Origin of the sequence: Atopobium sp. oral taxon 416 (assembly GCF_018128285.1) — a bacterium.
Lineage (GTDB): Bacteria > Actinomycetota > Coriobacteriia > Coriobacteriales > Atopobiaceae > Olsenella_L.
This window is the reverse complement of the sequence record NZ_CP072380.1, coordinates 2,467,002-2,483,447: the sequence shown is the minus strand read 5'-3', so window position 1 is coordinate 2,483,447 and position 16,446 is coordinate 2,467,002. Positions and strand designations below refer to the sequence as shown.

Genomic DNA, 16,446 nt, shown 5'->3' with positions numbered 1-16,446 from the left:
GTTAAGTGCGACTTCCTCTAGCGGGTTTGTGACGACAACGCATATAGCTCCAAGGCGTAAGGCAGCTGCAGGTAAGCTTTTGGGCATGAGCAGGGCCATAGCATAGCGCGACATCGCCAGAGGTCCCGCAGACGGGTCTATGGAGGATGGGCAGATCTGGTTGGGCGAGGACGAGAGGCTTTTTTGCACTGATCGATGCCATACACATCGACTGCCCCGCCTTTATGGGGCAAGGAAGATATAGAGGATGCTGCAAAAGCAAGGAGAGGCACATGCCACCCGCTACAGGGTGTCTTAAGGCTGATGGAGCTTGCAGGCATCCAGCCCATGCTGTACGCTGCCGTCTCCTCCGGTACCCTCCTGGGCATCCAGAAGGTTCCTCTATCTCTTGAAGGGCAAGGTGTCCTGTTCCCCAACCAGGTGTGGTCCACCGACATCCACCTATGTCCAGATCGAAGGGAAGCACCTTGTATCTTAAGCTCGCTCATCGACTGGTTTAGCCGCTACATCGTCTGCTGGAAGGCTCTTTGACACCATGCAGAGCACAGGAGATCGCTACACGCGCCAAGCAGGCTTTCAGGGAGCATGGGGATACCCTTTACCATGAACTTCGAGCAGGGGAGCGTTCTTCGGCTCTAAGGAGTACGTCTTTCTGCTCGCATCCAAAGGGATATCCCAGAGCATGGACGAAAGGGTGAGATGGAAGGACAACGCTTTGATAGAGAGATAGTTTCAGACCCTCAAGAGCGAATGCCTAAAGGCAGACAAAATACAGCACGCCTGCCAGAGCTCAAGGACACCATCGCAAAGTTCGTTGAGTTCTACAACAGCAGGCGGATTCACCATACGCTTAGCTGCGACACGCCGGAAGAATGGTACATAAGCGGTATAGCCGAGGCTGAATAGGCCCACAGAGGTGGCACTGTAAAAGCCAGGGATTCGAAAGGAATAGGGCTTCTGTGTCTCACTACTTCAGCCAATTCACAGGCTTTGGTTTGGCATATCTGTCAGGGACAGTGGCTCTCTTCTGATCTGTAAAGGGGGTGAGCCCTTTATTCTTAAGCTCGCGCATGCATCTTCTTACCCTGTAGAGGGTAGTGTTGGAAAAACTCATCAGCTAGATAGCAGTGGGTGTGAACCTAGCCCCAAAACCTCTGTCAGAGTCCACCCACAAGTGCCAGATAGCCTCTTTAAGCTCACCTCACCCGTTTTCTGGTGCTCCTGCGAAACACCCATGAATAAAAGCTTGAGCGCGATACCTTAAGGATTAAAGCCCATATCTTGATCGGGAAGTTTTCCTTCTCCTTAAGCTTCTGCTTGTAACAATCTATTGCGCTTAGATCCTTTGTAAAGAAGGCTTAACAGCTGCCTTTAAGAAGGCATGTTCCATCTCAAGCTCTTAGCTGCGCTTGGCATAAGGCTTTTGAGCTTTTCCTCTTTAGCCTCGCTGCGCTTAAGCACCTGATAGCCTATCTCTGTGCTCTTCTACCCAGCGGCTTTTAGTGTTTTAGGATTTAAGCCCTAGTTCGGTGGCGAGGTGGGCTATCGGCTTGCCGGTGGAGATAGCACACTCAGCTGTTTTCAGGCGCTACTCATCGCTGTATTTGGTAGCAAGATTGTTTGTTACCTGTCGTCCTTTCGGTCGGCTTGTCTTGCAGTTAAGAGGAGCCTCATAATTCCTCAAGCCGCACTGTCCGAAAAAATGATACAGGTCAGCCGGGGAGGACAGGGAGGATGAGACAAGGAAGGGCGAGACCAGGAGGAAACGGGCTCTAGGAAACGCCGCGAAGAGCGCTCCTCCGCTGCCGCCTAGATTCTGACCACAGGAATCAACAAAGGCTTAATTTAATCTACCGGTAGAAAATAGTTTTGGGAAATGTTAAGGACTCTTGACATTTCCCGGTGGTGCAGGATAATAAGAAATGTAAAGAGATCTTTACATTAAAAGATTACTTCCGCATCTTTAATAGGAGAAAAACTATGAAAAAAATGGACGAGATGGATAAAAATATTCAGTTGCGCTCGGAAGAGCGGGGTTATAAAGCCGCGTTGATAGCCCTGTGCACATGGACGTTATTCAATATGTATCAGTCGCTTGTAAACGGTGCAAAATTTGAAATACTACCCTGCTTAATTCTGTGTTTGTCAATGTGTGTCCAAGGGTTCTCACAACTTGCGATGAGGCGAAAAATGATTGCCGGCGATGAAGAATATAAAGAGCCAAATAAACTTGCACAAGCGATCATCGCAGTCATTGTCATTATCGTTGTTATTCTGTCTGTCGGCGTTTATCTTTTCTTGAAAGCGTAATGCCTATGAGAAACATAATAAAGCGGTTAAGAAAAGATGCAGGATTGCGTCAGGAAGATATGGCAAAAGAGCTAGGTGTGAGCCGACAGACGATTATCGCCATCGAGAATGACAAATACAATCCCTCACTTGAACTTGCAATGAAAATTGCGAAATTGCTGAATCTCCATGTAGATGAAATCTTCTTTTTGGATGAATAGCAAAAATCACAGCATGTTGTACACCAGGAGCAAAAACAAATCTCTATGTTAGACCATGATTGACCTAAGTCCTTGCTTCCCACTCGTCCCAGAGGGGCCACAGCATGTCGACAAGTGAATTGGCTGAAGTAGTGAGACACAGAAGCTCTATTCCTTCGGCGGATTAGCATTCTGAGTGCAACAGGATGACCTGCTGCATGCAGGCGTGGCACACTCCGGAAGGCTACGATGTTGGTTATCCAAGTCAACGTCGAAAGCTGGAAGGAATGTGCCACTACAAGCATCGTAAGCCCTCAGGAGAGGGACTGCATAGCCAAGCTGCATGGCACAAGGGAAGCTCCATCGGCTATATCGCGGCAGAGATCGGCAGGGACAGCTCCAGCGTCTGCCACAAGCTCAAGAGGAACGGCCGGCACGGGCGCTTTAGGGCATGTGCTGCCCAAAAGGAGGGCGGATGAGCGCCACAGGAGATGCAGGGCGAAAAGGCGGCTTTCAGACCCTGCGCTTACGCAGAAGGTGCGCTTACTCATCATGGACAGACACTGGTCCCTGGAGGAGATAGACTATATCTCAGGCTCGAGGGTGGCGGCAGGTGCACCGTTGAGCCTGCCGACTATTCTTACCGGCAGGTCCGTAGCCGCCGCCCTCGACCTGCCGGAAGCCGGCCCGCAAGGCAAGATGCGGCACCACCTGCGCAGGAAGGGGAAGAGAATCCGCAGCAAGAGGCCTAAGATCAGGGGCAAGATTGAGATCTTACACAGCGTAAAGGAGAGGCCCAAGAGGCCGATGCGAGGTCTTGCCTCGGAGAGTGGGTAGACGACACGCTCGTGGCAGCAGGACCCGTGTGTCTGCTCGTGCTTGCCGACAGGGCAGTGAGGCTGCTTGCCGCGGAAAGAGCCAGCACGACAGCGGAAGCGTCTCTAAGGCCGCCTTCGGGCTTTTGCAGGAACGTCCCCTTAAGACGCTCACTTCCGGATAGGGGCAAGCAGTTCGCAGGACATACAGGGCTCACAAAGGCCTTGGGAGGCGTGCAGTTCTACTTCTGCGACCCTCACCATCCCTGGCAGAAGCTAACAGTTAAGAACACCAACGGGCTCCTGCGAAAGTTCTTCCCCTAAGGGCACAGACTTCGGAAAGGTCACAGACGAGGAGGTGCAGCATGCGGTGGAGCTGATCTGTGACAGGCCAAGGAAGGTCCTGAAATACAGGACAGCCAACGAGGTCTTTAGGGAGATGTTGCACTTAGCTTGACAATCTGTCTTCCGAATCCCTGGCTTTTACAGTGCCACCTCTGTGGGCCTATTCAGCCTCGGCTATACCGCTTATGTACCATTCTTCCGGCGTGTCGCAGCTAAGCGTATGGTGAATCCGCCTGCTGTTGTAGAACTCAACGAACTTTGCGATGGTGTCCTTGAGCTCTGGCAGGCGTGCTGTATTTTGTCTGCCTTTAGGCATTCGCTCTTGAGGGTCTGAAACTATCTCTCTATCAAAGCGTTGTCCTTCCATCTCACCCTTTCGTCCATGCTCTGGGATATCCCTTTGGATGCGAGCAGAAAGACGTACTCCTTAGAGCCGAAGAACGCTCCCCTGCTCGAAGTTCATGGTAAAGGGTATCCCCATGCTCCCTGAAAGCCTGCTTGGCGCGTGTAGCGATCTCCTGTGCTCTGCATGGTGTCAAAGAGCCTTCCAGCAGACGATGTAGCGGCTAAACCAGTCGATGAGCGAGCTTAAGATACAAGGTGCTTCCCTTCGATCTGGACATAGGTGGATGTCGGTGGACCACACCTGGTTGGGGAACAGGACACCTTGCCCTTCAAGAGATAGAGGAACCTTCTGGATGCCCAGGAGGGTACCGGAGGAGACGGCAGCGTACAGCATGGGCTGGATGCCTGCAAGCTCCATCAGCCTTAAGACACCCTGTAGCGGGTGGCATGTGCCTCTCCTTGCTTTTGCAGCATCCTCTATATCTTCCTTGCCCCATAAAGGCGGGGCAGTCGATGTGTATGGCATCGATCAGTGCAAAAAAGCCTCTCGTCCTCGCCCAACCAGATCTGCCCATCCTCCATAGACCCGTCTGCGGGACCTCTGGCGATGTCGCGCTATGCTATGGCCCTGCTCATGCCCAAAAGCTTACCTGCAGCTGCCTTACGCCTTGGAGCTATATGCGTTGTCGTCACAAACCCGCTAGAGGAAGTCGCACTTAACGCTAAAGCTGCCTGATCGTCTTGAGAGCATCGTCATACCTTCGCCTGCTCCTTGCTTGCGCGTTTCGTTCTTGCCTTGCCGAATATGTCGTCGGAGCCCGCCAGCAGCTCGTCTTTTCAGCTGGCCGCTAGCGACGGACTCTCGCCGTGCTTCGCTGCTACCGGGGAGAGCGTCTCCTGCTCCTTTTCGACCTCAAGCGCTACCTTCATCTTGAACTGCGGGCTGTAGGTCTTCCTTGTCGTCTTTGACATTGCCACTCTTACAATCCGTGTCTCAAAACCGGCAGCCACGTCATGATGATGGAACAATAATGACTGCGCGTGACAAGGCATTATGCATTTTCCGCCAAAAGCTATTCGAGCATACAATCGATTTATGCTACCGTCTGCAAGAGAACACAAATTATGCAAAGCAAAAAGACGATACTCCGTCGGGGGTTTGCTGACATGTCTAAACACTCTCTTGAAGTACATGATCTAGTATACAGACGCGGAGAAAGAGCCATACTGCGCGGTATCAATCTTAATTTGGGGAACGGGATATTTGGTCTGCTTGGTTCGAATGGTGCCGGGAAAACAACCCTTTTACGCCTCGTGGCGACAATTCTCGCACCGAGTAAAGGGGCAATTACATTTGACGGAGTAGATGCTTTTAGGGAGAAGGGGACATATCGCAAAAGTCTCGGATACCTTCCACAGAGTTTTGGCCTGTATCCTGGAATGAGCATACATGAACAGCTGTCCTATTTTGCGGCGATGAAGGGCATGTCGAATACAAAGAGGGAGGTTGATCGACTACTCCCGATTGTCGGATTTACGAAAGAAGACATGCGCTGCCCCTCACAATCATTGTCTGGAGGTATGAAACAACGCCTTGGAATTGCAATTGCGCTCATTGGATCTCCTGCGCTCGTGATCCTGGACGAGCCGACTGCAGGACTCGATCCGGTCGAGAGAACTCGCCTACGATTCCTGCTGGAGAGTATTGCTCAGGATGCTGTCGTGATCATTTCGACTCACATTACCCAGGACGTTGAGTTGTGTTGCTCTGAGATGTCAATTCTCATTGGAGGAACTCTTAAATATATGGGGTCTCCGCATGAGGTATCTGAAAGCGCAAGAGGACACGTCTGGCAGATAGATATCTCTCGCAATGACTTGGAGAGATTAAAACAGCTTCGACGGGTAGTCTCCGTTTCAAATCTTTCCGAAGACATGGCGAAGGTGCGCTTTACGGGCAATCCAATTGGCAAAGGGGAGGCTCCAGTATCTCCCACACTTGAGGATGCTTACGTTTATCAAGCTACACAGTGTTACGTCAATGACGCCCTATAACGGAGAGAGCAATTTATGAATACACACACTCGAATCAATGCTTCTGCCCGGAAGCTTGTGACGACTTCATTGCGATGCTGTCTCATGCCGCTTTGGCGTTCACCCTTGCGAGTTGCTATTTTGGCTGCTTCTATTGTTGTCTCTTATGTAGTGGGGGGTGCTCTTAGTGCAGTAGTTTATCCAGAGAGTATGCAGCTAATGAATTTCAAGAGTACTGCGGGAGCAACACTCCAAACTGCTGCAGCTGTAGTGTCCCCCTTTGCCTGCACGTGGGCGGCGGATATGTTGTTGTCTGATGTAAGAAATCACCGAGTGGAGATGGTCATTACTTCCGGATGCTCAGCCTGCTTGTATACTCTACCAAAACTACTATCACTGCTGTTCTTCTTATTCTGCGGTGGTTTTGTTGCAGCGGTTTTGTCGTTTTGTAGTCTCGAAGTCTCCTTGGGAGATCTGGGAGCTACAATCAGTTTTCTTGATTTTTTAGCTTCTCTCCTGCTTGTATATATGCCGACAATATCAGTAGCCTGCATGATAGGGATAGCGCTAGGAGCAACGACCAAGTCAAAAGGATTTTCTACAGCTGTCTATCTCCTACTATGGACTTTGTCACTCATGTGGAGTTCGGGATTGCTTGGTAGTGGAATGCGAACTCCTGAAGTACTCGGCACTTTTAGTGTAACAGGAGAATCTCTTGAATTAATTTTCTTTGAAACTCCTTTGTCTGAAGAAACTGCTCCTATAGAGATTAGCGCTACTCTTTGGAATCTATATGTACAGCATGATGCGGCAGTACGTAGCGCAGCAGCAATGAACCCATTCTTTCTACTGACTGTTGCGGCTGCCATGCTGATAACGTTATCGGTTTACATGCGGGCACAGTGGCTTAAATCTGCCGAACGGCTGTTATTCCAAGACCGGACAACCGCACTGCCAGAGAGAGAACTGCCATCAAAATTACTTGGTTTTAGAGCAACAAGAGCCCGTATGGTAGCTTGGCCCTTTATTCTTTCGCTCGCGCCAATGCTCTTGTTATTCTTCACAGATGATCCTTCAGCGATTGCATGCTTCTCTATGTATTCGCTTACCCCGGTACTATTCTCACCTTTTTGGAGTAGTTGTTTGCTTAATGACGAAACAACTGGTACATACGAACTGACAATCTGCTTGCCACATTATCGAATAATCTGCACAAGACGCCTTATGATTCCTCTTGTTGCGGCTCTTCTGTCGCTGCTCATTCAATTCTCTTTCTGGTCTCCTTTTCTTGCAACAGACATGATGGTTAGTCTTTTTTCTGGAGCTGTACCTGTACTGTTTATGGGCGGGATTGCTTCAACTATGGCATCGCTAACCCAGAAAGCTGACATTGCGGGGGTGATAACGTCGGTTGTATGGACCGCTCTGAATCTCTCTCCAGTACGCGACTTTTTCATCACTCTACCTGGAAGGGGGCTATATCCATTCATGGCTGCTTATCTTACACATGACCAGCTACCTGTACAGTCGCTTTTGATAGTTCTTGCAGGGGCATTAGTCATGATCATCTTCAGTATTATTAGGGTTACTGATATCCTCTAATGAAGGGCCAATGAGGATTGCTCTCGTATCACTAATTTGCACCAAGCCCACTTTGCATAGTTGGGCTGCCTGAAGGTATGCGGACGGCCCGAGGCTTGACTATAGTGGATGGTGCACAATGCCCGCAAGATCTTCCCGGCGTTCCGCGGCGCCCTTACGATGTGGTAGTCCCCCAGCGGTGCGATCTACCAAGGCGATGGGGGGCCACCACATGACATACAACGACAGCCATGAGGCTGTCGGCTCTGCCAAGGGCGGTGAAGCCGAATTCTTTACCTCATAGATGCCAAAGGCCTGCTCATGGTGCGGCTGTGCGCAGTGCATGTGCGACAGACATGAGCGCAACGGGGTGCAGGCATAGCGGGGCCGGAGAAGCGCGGGGTCGTTCACGCCAGACAGAGGCACGGTCTTCGACTTAAGGTGGCTGCCCACCTTAGAGTGGGCCATGTTCCTCCCGAAGGCACTCGGGTGCGAGGACGAGGTGGCATGTGCGCGTGACCACCACAGGTCGTCCGCTACTTCTCTATACTGGACGAACTCTCCTGTGTCCTTGCCGGCTGCCAGGACGAAGCCATGCTGTCCGGATGCACCTGGGTCGACGAGACCTACTGGCCGCTCGACAGGCGCAGCCTTACCTGTTCGTCGAAAAGGCGGCGTGGGCGACCTTTGCACCGCCGGCGTCGATGACGACGGCGACGTTCACGTCCCTGTGGGTGTCGACGCCAACGTAGATGACCCTTCCCACCTGTCCTTGTTGCATGGCAACCTCCGACTGCCTACGATTGAACGATCACCTCCGCCATTTGCCTCTCGGGCTCACGGATGGTCACCTCCGACGCCAACGAGGGGCTCGTGGCGGCCGTAAGGGAGGTGCTCCCCAGCGCCGCCTGGCAGCGCTGCCAGGCTCACTTCTCGCGCACATGGCGAAGGCGTAGGCAGGGAACGCGGCAGCGATTTTACACACGAATTCGGACTTGACCTTCCTGTTCCCTCCCTTCTGCGCAACCTCCTTCTTGCCGAGGAGGGCGCTGCCCCTGGAGACCACCTTGCCGGCGCGTGCGTCTCGCTCCTTCCTCTTCCTGGTGTTCGCACAAGACATAAGGATGTATGTGGAGTGCTTGAGGGACCTTGTGGCCTCGGCGTCGCCCTCCTCCTTAAGCCTTGCCTGCTCGTCCTTCCTGACCTTACAGATGACCTTCTCGTTGAAGTTCTTCACGATATGGAAGCGATCATAGACGATGTCCAGGTGCGAAAACCTCTTAAGAAAGGCGCACTCGAAGTCTGCGTTCATGTCGCAGGCTATGGCCTCCACATGGGACATCCACTCAGCGAGCACAAAGTCGCAGAAATCAAGCACGATCTGCCTCCTCTTGGAATGGACAAGCCACAGGGCATGCCCTGTCCTTAAGGTCGATGATCACGGTGGCATATCTGTGCCCGCCGTAAAGCTTGAACGTATCTGCGTCCAGATAGCGGGCCTGCCGCTTGGGCTTCCGGAGTCTGGTCTCGCCGTCCTCGCCCTTCTCCGTATAGAGCGCAGAGAGCCTCGCCCTGTTGATCTCCTTCACGACATTCCTGTGGAGACCCGTCATGAGGGACACTGCCTTAAGGGTCTAACCCAGGGCAAGCAGGTCACACACGAATGCGAGCAGCAACAGCGTGATGCGCTGGCCTGAAGCCCTGAAGGGCACCTCTTCCGTGAGGGTGCTCCCGCATTGCCTGCATGCCCATCTTGGCCGCAAGACCTCTATCCTCGCCCTCTCTATCCCCAGGGGAGGTGCCGAAGCGCAATGGGGGCCTTCCCGTTTTTCTCCATTGCCCTTCCGCAGCAGGGGCATGAAGGTGCATCCGACACTGCCGGCCTGCCCGAAACCGTGAGGATCTGCGCCGGCCTGCCGCATCTTTTGGTCGACGTGCCGAACTCCTCGGTGCGCACGCTCTCCTTAGGCTCTCCCGTCTGCACGAAGCCCTCGAGATGGGAGGGGATCCAGAAGAAGACAGAGTCTTCTCCGGTATGGGAAATGGCGGACAGCTGGGCTGCCGTGGACGCTACACTTGTCATCGCGCTCCATCCTTCTTCGGAGTCTACATGTTGCGATGCAAGATTCTAGAGGATGGTCGCTTTTCTGTCTCTTTGAGCATCAAGCCACGATCATCTGCCCACAGGAATTAGGATTGAACCCAAAAGATGGCTTATTCGCGTGTGTGGGGATATATCGCCTGTGGGGTCATATCCCACAGCGAACAGGGCAGCCAATACATAAGCATCTAAGCTTGTCTCCCAGGCGGCCGTGCACGGCGTGAGGCACTCCTGTAAGGTACACCGGAAGCTTCCACGACAGTGCGCAAGCAAAATCGCTTCTCAAAACACTCAAGGGCAAGTGGTACCACCACAAGCGCTTGCATCCCACCACAAAGCACAAGGGACATCGGGCTCAATCGAGTCGTAACTACAACCGTATTTGTCCGCACGACTCCATAGGTAGGTGCGTGTCTGCAAGAAGGCCATACAGGAGCTCTTCGAGCACTTCGAGAGGGCCCCTTCATCTGATATGGCGGCCACGCAGGCCGCATAGAGATCTGGGACCCCTCTGTCCCTTATATTGATGGGGCCATATCCGCCAGACGATCACGGACGACGATCTGTGTGCCATTGCCCATGACCTCGGTGTGACGCCGAACGAAGATTTTCTCAGTCAGACTTTCCAAGGCTTCCCCATACAAGCACAGACAATTCCCCTGGGCTTACTGCCTGAGGGGATTTTCGTTATGGCTGCAGCAGCTGGCCGGCCCGATGCTTTCTAAGCTTTCTATATCTTCTGAAATTTCTATAGATACTATAATTTCTAAAGATGACGAAGGAGGTCCTCATGACAGGCAAGTCACGTTATGTCAATCCATTCAAACCAACCGCGGGTATGACGCCGCCTGTGCTGATTGGTCGTGATTCGGTCATCGATGACTTCATTGATGGAATGGATGAAGGGCCTGGCGCACCTGGCAGGCTGCTGCGCATTACGGGACCTCGCGGCTCCGGAAAGACTGTACTTCTGACGGAGCTCGGAGGCATTGCCAGCGATAGGGGCTGGACCGTCATTAACGTCTCCGGGAAAGAGGCTCTCTGCCAATCAATTCAAGAGCAGCTTGCAGCCAATGCAAGATTGAAGTCTTTGGATATCAAGATTTCGGTACCCTTCATCTCTGCAGAAGCCCACTTGGGGAATGCTCAGACGGAAATTGGATTTCGGGAGTCTTTTTCCAGCGTGGTACGGGCCCTGACAAAGAAGGGTTCCGGCCTGCTCATTGCGATCGATGAAGTGCAGGACGCATCTCCAGATGACATGGCAGTGCTGGCAACGAATGTTCAATACATGATCAGGGAGCAGCAGAACATTGCCCTGCTTTTTGCTGGCATTACGACTGGTGTTCTCAATCTGCTGAACGGGGAGGGGATAACATTTCTGCGCCGTGCAAGAGCAGAGGAGCTCGGCAGCATTCCGGTCGATGAGGTTGCTGCCGCTATGAAGGAGACCATTGAAGCATCGGGCCTGAGAATTGCCGATGATGCCCTGTCCTATGCGGCGGAGACGACACACGGGTATGCATATCTGATTCAGATGGTCGGCTATTATGTCTGGCGTGCTGGACGAAGGCATGTTTCCTCTTCAAATCTGATCATGCTGGATGACGCGAAGCGCGGCTGTGCAGAGGCACTCCGTGAATTTGGGTCTTCGGTTCTGGGGACTGCGTTGGCGGGGCTGACACGTCCAGCAATGGAGTATCTGTTTGCGATGACGAAAGATAGTGCAGCGTCTGCAACCTCGACCGTGGCGGAAAGGATGGGCATACCACCGCAGAACGCGAATACCTATCGCAGAATGCTGATCGATCGCCAGATAATTGAACGTACAGCTCCTGGATACGTGGCCTTCTCTATTCCTTTCATGCGCGACTATCTTATAGAGAACAAGGATGAGATCCTTTCCCGCTATGGAGGGTAGGTGCTGGTGGAGCTTGAGGCGTTTGCTTTGCGGCTGGCTGTTTGTGCTGTATTCGCCGGCGATCTACGTACCATCACCCATGGCTTCGGTGTAACACCGAACGAGAGCTTCCTCGACCAACTCCCACAAGTCTTTCTATACAAGCACGGAAAGTCCCTCCGGATACTCTGTCCGTAGGGATTTTTGTCATCTCCACATCAGCCTGCTGGGCTGATAGTTTCTACGTTTCCTATATTTTCTAAAATTTCTATATCTTCTATAAAAACGATGACTGTTGATGAGGACCAAACAGTTCTGAGGCTGTACTGTCTCGAGGAATATTCCGCTATCTGCTCGATGCTGCAACTACCTCATGGTGCCAGTCGAGGAAGGCTGCTACTGCACAGATGAGGAACAGATATCCGAGGGAGGTTGTATAGGCCACGAACGTCAAATAGAGTGCCACAAGCACGAAGGCAGCACTCAAGCGGGCAATGGCACAGAAGCCATTGAAGAGAGGAGAGGTGCCTTTGTGGGCGCCGCTTCTTGATTTCTCCGCATAGGACCAGGCGCCAAGGGCAAGGACGATACCGAAAGCGAGGCTTGCGTAGATATAGAGCATTGGGCTTCACGATTTTAAGGGCGAAGATGAGGACAGTGACAGTGAGCGCCACAATGCGGGGGCTGCTCCTACTCCGGATCGGCTCCTTCGGCCTTGAGACGGGAGACGAGCTTTGCTGCAAGCACGGCCACGACGGCAAAGAGTGCAAGTGAGAGTGCCATAGGGATTGCTATCTGGTGCAAGGCGATGAGGAAGATGCTGATGACGTACAGTTTCTTTCGCACTTTTGAAAACCGGATAGCCGCATAAAGAGGCATGGCCCCGTCTCGCTACGATTGGAAACGACCAAGCAAACCACTCGAGACAAGGAAGCGGAACCATGCCACACGAGATAGTATCATTCGACGAGCCGAAGCTTCAGGACTACCTCGGGGAGCTCGTCAGAAAGACCGTACAAGACTCACTGAACGCCCTGTTGGATGCGCAGGCAAACCAGATTACCAACGCAGGCCGCTACGAGCGGCAGGCTTGCTGCTTTGGCCACTACAGACAAAACCTCACCACGACCTTAGGGGACGTGACGCTTAGCATCCCAAAGCTTTAGGGGTGCGACCTTCGCGTCGAAGGTGATCGAGCGCTACCGCAGGCAGGAGAGCTTCCTCGAGGAGGCGATGATGGAGATGTAGCTGGCGGGCGTCGCTGTGAGGAGGATCCAGGAGGTCTCAGAGATTCTTTGGGGCTTAAGCGTCTCGCCCGCCACCGTCTCCAAGCTGAACTGTGAGACCTTCGGTGCCGTCGACGAGTGGCGACGTTGGCCCCTCACGGGCCGGTACCCCTACGTCTATTGACCTGTGTCAATACACATCGTCGCTGTAGGAAGGCTGCGGACGGACGACAGGACTTGCGCTTAGGTGGCCCGCAAGATGTCTAAGGGGCACTCCAAGCTCGAGGCGATACGATGCGTTAAGCGATACATAGCGCGCGAGCTGTACTACGACATCATTGCCCAGAGTCGCATGCTCAAAACGACTTGACAATTAGAAGGGCATCACACCTCCTGACGCTCGTCACCTGCACGCCGTACGGCGTGAACGACCACAGGCTCCTCGTCCACTGTGAGAGGATAGAGTATGTCCCCGAGGAGGCGGAGGCGCAGGGAAGCCTTGTCAACCGCTGCTGCGAGAGTGGGCAGTGCTGATTGTCCTTCTCGTCCTTCTCCTCGTCTTCCTCGATGTGGTGATCCACCGCATCCGCCAGAAGCGCGAAGCGAAGACAACTCCCAAGCACATGGAATGACTTCCTCACCCAGAGGCAAGGAAGAGCGCCTCGGCTCGATGAGAGTAGGGACGCTTGCTTTGAAGGCCTGTGTGTTCCTTGACGCTTATGCCAGATGATGGAGACCGACCCACTGCCAGAGCGTGACGGGGCAGCCATCCACAAGTACATTTGTGCCATCGAGTTCCGTCTTTACGGAATCATGGTAGACAGGGATCCAGACGAAATGGCCGATATAGCGCTGAGGCTGGCCATACTTGTCGCGGTAGCGGCCCGTCTCGTCCTGGATGTGGTCGAAGCAGGTGATATGCACGTCTTTGGCGCCGAACTCCTTGAGCTTCTTGTAGTCTGCGAGGGCATGGTCTTGTGCCGTTACGATCGGGTCGTCGGCGGACTGCACGAACCAGAGCGGGGTCTTTGCTATGGCCTTCATCTCGTCGTCTGTGGCAAGGGATGCGACCCATGGCGCGCAGACGGGCACACCTGCAGCAAAGAATCCTGGATAGTCCGCCACAAGCCTTATTGTCATGAATCCACCATTGGAGAGCCCGCCCACATAGATGCGCCGCTTATCGATGTCGGGATGCGCCCCTATGAACTCGTCGATCAAGGTCTTCAGTGCCTTCGTGTAGATGGACTTGTTGTCGTCTGCGATCTCGCCCGCGCCGGAGTCCATCCAGTAGGTCGGGCTCGAAGGTGCGAGGATATAGGCAGCGCCGCCGAGCTTCTCCTGAATCTCAGGGGAGGAGAGGAGCGTCACACGGTTGCCCATGACGGTACGGTAGGGCTCCTGTCCCTCTCCTGCACCGTGGAGCCAGACGAGGAGTGGCACGGACGTGACCGGCGGCAGCGGATTGAACGGATGCGCTGCGCGTGCGGCATTGATGACATCGAGGTCGGGCATGAAGAAGCTATAGTTCATATCGATATCATCGAAGATGCCAGAGCCGGTAAGGTCCCAGTCTGCGAGGTCGGGACAGACGTCACCCGTGTCGACGTCGAACACCATACCCGTAAGCGGAGCCTCGCCTGGCACCTCAGAAGGTATTGCCTTTGTCTGCGTGATGCGGAAGCTCATGGCGCGGATATAGCCACGGGTGAGCGCTCCGTCGATCCTCTTCGTGAGGCGCTCTTCGGGGAGCTCGAGCGCGATATAGGAGCCCTGCTCCTGAGGGTTGCCTTCGCCGTCGGAGGCGTAGGCAGAAAGCACCGGGACATAGCCCTTCGAAGGGAAGGCCTGTTTGTCCGTGTGATGCTCCTTGGCAAGCACGACTTCGCCTGTCTTTGCGTCCTTGCGCTCTACGTAGACGCTGAAGCCATTTGTGTTCACGAATTCCGTGCGCACCTTCTCGGGGAGCTCGAGGATGAGCTTCGAGACATAGGGCCCCATGTCGGCGGCCGAAGTGAAGGTCTTGTATCCAGCCATGCATATCCCCTTTCTCGTGCAGCAGGGCCAGCATCTGCTGGCCCTGCCAAGTCTGTCCGTTGGTTGTTCTACCCACTTATCTCAGTCGTGGCAGCGAACCTGCCGAAGGGCAGCCTGCCAGCCTGAGCGCTTGCTCTGGCGGATGTCTTCTGCCATCTTGGGTACATAAGTCTCATGCCCATAGTGCTCATGTATGACATTCGTCGTCCAGAGGCCGGCACCTCTGCCTGCTGCAAAGGCGGCTCCTGCAGCAGAGAGCTCGGCAAGCTTCGAGACCTCGACTGATGTCTCTGCCATATCTGCCTGGAACTGCATAAGGTAGGCATTCTTCGTGACGCCGCCGTCAGCTCTCAAGGTCTCCAAGGCAAGGCCGGTATCGGCGCAGAGCGCATCGAGCACATCTGCAATCTGGTAGGGGATGCACTCGGCGCAGGCCTTTGCAATCTCTGCCCTGCCGGTGAGCGTCGTGACGCCTGTGAGCATGCCTGTGGCAGCGCTGTCCCACCAGGGGGCACCGAGGCCCGTGAAGGCAGGCACAAAGTAGCACCTGTCGTTCGGGTTGGCTTCCGAGATGAGCTTCTCGAGCTCGCTCGGGCTCTCGATCAGATGTACCCGGTCCTTGAGCCAGGTGATGACAGCGCCCGTGTAGTTGAGGTTCCCCTCGAGCACATAGGAGAGCTTGCCTTCGAGGTTCCAGGCAATGCTCGAGACGAGACCATGCGTGCTCCGGATCGGGGCATCTCCTGCCATGAGCATGACAGAGGAGCCCGTGCCGTAGGTTGCCTTGGCCTGTCCGGGCTTGAGGCAGTCCTGCGCTGCAAGCGCAGCCTGGGAGTCTCCAAGCATCGCATGGAGCGGTACAGGAGTAGAAAGAGCTCCGTTGAAGTCAGAGATGCCGAAGAGGGCATCGGACGGCAGGACCTCTGGCAGTGCCATGCGAGGGATGCCGAAGAGCTCAAGGAGCTCATCGTCCCACTCAGCAGTCTTCAAGTTCAGGAGCTGGGTCCTGCAGGCATTCGAAGGCTCCGTCACGAAGGGATGGCCTTCGCAGAGGCTGAAGGCAAGCCAGGAGTCGATCGTGCCAAAGCAGAGCGTGCCTGCCTGGGCAGCCTCTTGAACTGCGGGAATGTTCTTGAGCATCCAGGACATCTTGGTAGCAGAGAAGTAGGGAGAAAGAGCCAGGCCAGAATGCTCCTGGACGAGCCCCTCTGCGCCAGGATGTGCTGCCTTGAGCTCGTCGCAGAGCACAGCAGCACGTCCACACTGCCAGACGATAGCATGGGCCAGAGGCTTGCCGGTCGTCCTGTTCCAGGCAAGGCAGGTCTCGCGCTGGTTCGAGATGCCAAAGGCGGCGATATCTTCCGCACGGGCACCGGACTTTCGCATCAGAGCTTCGACGCAGCAGCAGACGTTTCCAAGGATCTCTTCAGCATCATGCTCGACCCAGCCCTGCTCATTCACATGCTGCGTGTGGGGCAGGGAGGTCTTTGCCAGCAGGGAGCCATCCTCCTCGAAGAGGAGCGCCTTTGTGCCCTGCGTGGACTGGTCTATTGCGAGGGCGATCTTTCCCATC

The 16,446-nt window shown here is 54.1% G+C and carries 22 protein-coding genes and 2 pseudogenes; 13 read left to right on the top strand and 11 right to left on the bottom strand.

The genetic code is table 11. The annotated features are described in order from the left end of the window. The first annotated feature begins 327 nt into the window (after positions 1–327). The 7 genes from J4859_RS12945 (at position 328) to J4859_RS12915 (ending at position 3,628) form a co-directional block, all read left to right on the top strand. Positions 328–531 (top strand): hypothetical protein, encoded by a 204-nt coding sequence (locus J4859_RS12945; protein ID WP_212330353.1) that lies wholly within the window; start codon positions 328–330, stop codon positions 529–531. Positions 532–699: 168 nt separating this feature from the next. Beyond that, complete coding sequence (locus J4859_RS12940; RefSeq protein ID WP_212330355.1) at positions 700–906, top strand: hypothetical protein; 207 nt, start codon at positions 700–702, stop codon at positions 904–906. A 1,074-nt stretch (positions 907–1,980) separates the two neighbouring features. Beyond that, positions 1,981–2,310: a hypothetical protein gene (locus J4859_RS12935; protein WP_212330363.1), complete on the top strand. Its 330-nt coding sequence runs from the start codon at positions 1,981–1,983 to the stop codon at positions 2,308–2,310. Then, positions 2,310–2,510, top strand: coding sequence for a helix-turn-helix transcriptional regulator (locus J4859_RS12930; RefSeq protein ID WP_371812068.1), 201 nt, complete (start codon positions 2,310–2,312; stop codon positions 2,508–2,510). The genes J4859_RS12935 and J4859_RS12930 overlap by 1 nt, the downstream gene beginning before the upstream one ends. 266 nt (positions 2,511–2,776) lie before the next feature. Then, the gene (locus J4859_RS12925) at positions 2,777–2,968 is read left to right on the top strand and encodes a hypothetical protein (RefSeq protein ID WP_212330361.1); all 192 of its coding nucleotides are present in this window, start codon (positions 2,777–2,779) and stop codon (positions 2,966–2,968) included. A gap of 73 nt (positions 2,969–3,041) precedes the next feature. Next, positions 3,042–3,326 carry a hypothetical protein gene (locus J4859_RS12920; protein ID WP_212330359.1) on the top strand — a complete coding sequence of 95 codons (285 nt, stop codon included), beginning with the start codon at positions 3,042–3,044 and terminating at the stop codon, positions 3,324–3,326. 11 nt (positions 3,327–3,337) lie between these two features. Further along, a complete protein-coding gene (locus tag J4859_RS12915; RefSeq protein ID WP_212330357.1) occupies positions 3,338–3,628 on the top strand; it encodes an IS30 family transposase in 291 nt (96 codons plus the stop codon). Positions 3,629–3,809: 181 nt separating this feature from the next. On the opposite strand, the gene J4859_RS12910 is transcribed toward J4859_RS12915, so the two are convergent. From J4859_RS12910 to J4859_RS17145, 3 genes are all read right to left on the bottom strand, one after another. Then, positions 3,810–4,016 carry a hypothetical protein gene (locus tag J4859_RS12910; RefSeq protein ID WP_212330355.1) on the bottom strand — a complete coding sequence of 69 codons (207 nt, stop codon included), beginning with the start codon at positions 4,014–4,016 and terminating at the stop codon, positions 3,810–3,812. A gap of 168 nt (positions 4,017–4,184) precedes the next feature. Further along, positions 4,185–4,388, bottom strand: a complete 204-nt coding sequence (locus J4859_RS12905) for a hypothetical protein (RefSeq protein ID WP_212330353.1) — start codon at positions 4,386–4,388, stop codon at positions 4,185–4,187. Between the two features lie 443 nt (positions 4,389–4,831). Further along, positions 4,832–4,966: a hypothetical protein gene (locus tag J4859_RS17145; RefSeq protein WP_256436750.1), complete on the bottom strand. Its 135-nt coding sequence runs from the start codon at positions 4,964–4,966 to the stop codon at positions 4,832–4,834. 195 nt (positions 4,967–5,161) lie between these two features. On the opposite strand from J4859_RS17145, the gene J4859_RS12900 reads away from it, so the two are divergent. After that, positions 5,162–6,049, top strand: coding sequence for an ATP-binding cassette domain-containing protein (locus tag J4859_RS12900; protein WP_212330351.1), 888 nt, complete (start codon positions 5,162–5,164; stop codon positions 6,047–6,049). An 84-nt stretch (positions 6,050–6,133) separates the two neighbouring features. Continuing rightward, positions 6,134–7,630: a hypothetical protein gene (locus J4859_RS12895; protein ID WP_212330349.1), complete on the top strand. Its 1,497-nt coding sequence runs from the start codon at positions 6,134–6,136 to the stop codon at positions 7,628–7,630. Between the two features lie 631 nt (positions 7,631–8,261). Here the strand turns inward: J4859_RS12895 and J4859_RS17140 are convergent. Continuing rightward, on the bottom strand, positions 8,262–8,390 hold the full coding sequence (locus J4859_RS17140) for a hypothetical protein (protein WP_256436749.1): 129 nt from the start codon (positions 8,388–8,390) through the stop codon (positions 8,262–8,264). 47 nt (positions 8,391–8,437) lie between these two features. Between J4859_RS17140 and J4859_RS16450 the strand changes: the two are divergent. Next, positions 8,438–8,545 (top strand): annotated as a pseudogene (locus tag J4859_RS16450) (transposase); the annotation flags it as partial. A 208-nt stretch (positions 8,546–8,753) separates the two neighbouring features. On the opposite strand, the pseudogene J4859_RS16445 reads toward J4859_RS16450, so the two are convergent. From J4859_RS16445 to J4859_RS12880, 3 genes and pseudogenes are all read right to left on the bottom strand, one after another. Continuing rightward, positions 8,754–8,987 (bottom strand): annotated as a pseudogene (locus J4859_RS16445) (transposase); the annotation flags it as partial. Continuing rightward, positions 8,980–9,222: a hypothetical protein gene (locus J4859_RS12885; protein WP_212330347.1), complete on the bottom strand. Its 243-nt coding sequence runs from the start codon at positions 9,220–9,222 to the stop codon at positions 8,980–8,982. The pseudogene J4859_RS16445 and the gene J4859_RS12885, both read right to left, overlap by 8 nt. Positions 9,223–9,392: 170 nt before the next feature. Next, complete coding sequence (locus J4859_RS12880) at positions 9,393–9,692, bottom strand: hypothetical protein (protein WP_212330345.1); 300 nt, start codon at positions 9,690–9,692, stop codon at positions 9,393–9,395. An 808-nt stretch (positions 9,693–10,500) separates the two neighbouring features. Here J4859_RS12880 and J4859_RS12875 point away from each other — a divergent pair. Beyond that, positions 10,501–11,631, top strand: a complete 1,131-nt coding sequence (locus J4859_RS12875) for an AAA family ATPase (RefSeq protein ID WP_212330343.1) — start codon at positions 10,501–10,503, stop codon at positions 11,629–11,631. A gap of 325 nt (positions 11,632–11,956) precedes the next feature. On the opposite strand, the gene J4859_RS12870 is transcribed toward J4859_RS12875, so the two are convergent. Beyond that, positions 11,957–12,232 carry a hypothetical protein gene (locus tag J4859_RS12870; RefSeq protein ID WP_212330342.1) on the bottom strand — a complete coding sequence of 92 codons (276 nt, stop codon included), beginning with the start codon at positions 12,230–12,232 and terminating at the stop codon, positions 11,957–11,959. A 319-nt stretch (positions 12,233–12,551) separates the two neighbouring features. On the opposite strand from J4859_RS12870, the gene J4859_RS17135 reads away from it, so the two are divergent. Both J4859_RS17135 and J4859_RS17915 read left to right on the top strand, forming a co-directional pair. After that, on the top strand, positions 12,552–12,776 hold the full coding sequence (locus J4859_RS17135; protein WP_212330341.1) for a transposase: 225 nt from the start codon (positions 12,552–12,554) through the stop codon (positions 12,774–12,776). A gap of 97 nt (positions 12,777–12,873) precedes the next feature. Further along, positions 12,874–13,020, top strand: coding sequence for a transposase (locus tag J4859_RS17915; protein ID WP_212330340.1), 147 nt, complete (start codon positions 12,874–12,876; stop codon positions 13,018–13,020). A gap of 172 nt (positions 13,021–13,192) precedes the next feature. Here the strand turns inward: J4859_RS17915 and J4859_RS17305 are convergent, their stop codons facing one another. The 3 genes from J4859_RS17305 to J4859_RS12845 all read right to left on the bottom strand — a co-directional run bounded on the left by J4859_RS17305 (position 13,193) and on the right by J4859_RS12845 (position 16,445). Then, a complete protein-coding gene (locus tag J4859_RS17305; protein ID WP_212330339.1) occupies positions 13,193–13,459 on the bottom strand; it encodes a hypothetical protein in 267 nt (88 codons plus the stop codon). Between the two features lie 94 nt (positions 13,460–13,553). Beyond that, entirely contained in the window at positions 13,554–14,873 is a 1,320-nt protein-coding gene (locus J4859_RS12850) for a prolyl oligopeptidase family serine peptidase (RefSeq protein WP_212330338.1), read from the bottom strand. Between the two features lie 81 nt (positions 14,874–14,954). Further along, on the bottom strand, positions 14,955–16,445 hold the full coding sequence (locus J4859_RS12845) for a glycerol kinase (RefSeq protein WP_212330337.1): 1,491 nt from the start codon (positions 16,443–16,445) through the stop codon (positions 14,955–14,957). Position 16,446: the final 1 nt, after the last annotated feature.